Origin of the sequence: Lonsdalea iberica (genome assembly GCF_002111585.1) — a bacterium.
Taxonomy (GTDB): domain Bacteria; phylum Pseudomonadota; class Gammaproteobacteria; order Enterobacterales; family Enterobacteriaceae; genus Lonsdalea; species Lonsdalea iberica.
The window spans coordinates 1-1,483 of record NZ_LUTP01000105.1 but is presented as its reverse complement, the minus strand read 5'-3'; the positions used below and the strand labels follow the sequence as shown (position 1 = coordinate 1,483).

Annotated in this window: 2 protein-coding genes; both read right to left on the bottom strand. The window is 51.2% G+C overall.

Annotation, left to right across the window (positions count from 1 at the left end; genetic code table 11):
* Nucleotides 1-16: 16 nt before the first annotated feature.
* A protein-coding gene (locus AU511_RS16845; protein ID WP_100059689.1) for an IS3 family transposase occupies nucleotides 17-1,128 on the bottom strand; the annotation gives its coding sequence in 2 pieces (ribosomal slippage) (nucleotides 17-867 and nucleotides 867-1,128; 1,113 coding nt in all).
* 10 nt (nucleotides 1,129-1,138) lie between these two features.
* Nucleotides 1,139-1,483 (bottom strand): IS3 family transposase (locus tag AU511_RS16840; protein ID WP_139829427.1); only part of this gene is annotated, 345 nt, incomplete at its 5' end.

The window sequence follows — 1,483 nt, the reverse complement described above, 5'->3', positions numbered from 1 at the left end:
TGTAAGCACACCCGTTTTAGTTCCACTCACTTTTTGAGATTTCCGGTTTCTCAGTCATCTGCCGGTATTCTTCCGGCGTCTGGTTATTCAAGGATTCATGAGGCCGCTCACTGTTATATTCATTCAGCCAGCGTTCCGTTATTTCCCGGGCTTCATTCAGTGTCCTGAACAGATAAAAATCCAGTATTTCTGTCCGGTACGTTCGATTAAACCGTTCGATAAATGCATTTTGCGTCGGTTTGCCAGGCTTGATAAATTCCAGCATTACGCCATGCTCCTCAGCCCATTGCGCCAGAGCCAGTGATACCAGTTCCGGTCCGTTATCCATCCGCATCTTCAGCGGATATCCACGGTTTGCCACTGTTCTGTCCAGAACCCGCACAACGCGCTGTGCCGGAATATTCAGGTCAATTTCGATGGCGAGGGCCTCGCGGTTAAAATCATCAACGACGTTGAAAGTCCTAAAACGTCGGCCGCATGTTAGCGCGTCGTGCATAAAATCAATCGACCAGCTTTGGTTAAGGGCTTCCGGCGTGGACAGGGGGGCCGGATTACGCACCGGCAGGCGTTGTTTGCCCTTACGACGAAAATTGAGTTTTAGCAGACCATAAATCCGGTGTACACGCTTGTGGTTCCAGACGTGGCCCTGCCTGCGAAGCACCTGAAAAAGCTTCTTAAATCCGTAGCGGGGATAGCGTTCAGCCGCCTCAGTCAGGCTCTGGATCACCGGTTCATCACGTCGCGTATCCGGTTGATAACGAAACACCGTCCTGCTCAGCGATAACGTCCTGCATGCTTGGCGTATGCTCATCGTAAACTGCGTCGTCAGATAGCTGACAAGCTCACGCTTTATCGCTGGTTTTAAAGCTTTTTTTCTATGACGTCCTTCAGTGCCCGGTTTTCGAGGCTCAGATCGGCAAACATTTGTTTGAGCCGCCGGTTCTCGTCCTCCAGATCTTTGATCTTTTTAATATCTGCCGCTTCCATCCCGCCATACTTCGCCTTCAAATTGTAATAGCTAGCTTCAGATATAGCGGCCTCGCGACACACATCCTTGACGGTCCGTCCTGCTTCGACAGACTTCAGGACGGCGATAATCTGATGTTCGTTGAATCGGGCTTTACGCATAGCGATCTCCTCAGGCGACATAATCAGTATGCCGGAAGATCTCTAAAAGTGAATGGGCCGGATTGCAGGGATACTTACACGTGATATCCGAAGCCCACGCGGTATTCGCCGCTGACGGATTAAACGCCCGGTTCAGCAGATTGGGCGCTACCGGATAATCATGCCGGCTGTTCGTCGTCACTTTGTAACGAACCTGATTCGCCGCTTTCAGACCAGACTGTTTCATCAGGCGGCTGATACGTGCCTTGCCGTGAAATCGTTGCTCATCGTGTAAATCACGTTGCAGGCGCCGGATACCGTAAGTCCTCCGGCTGTCATGATGCAACTGAATCAGCCTCTGGCTCAGGATGTCGTG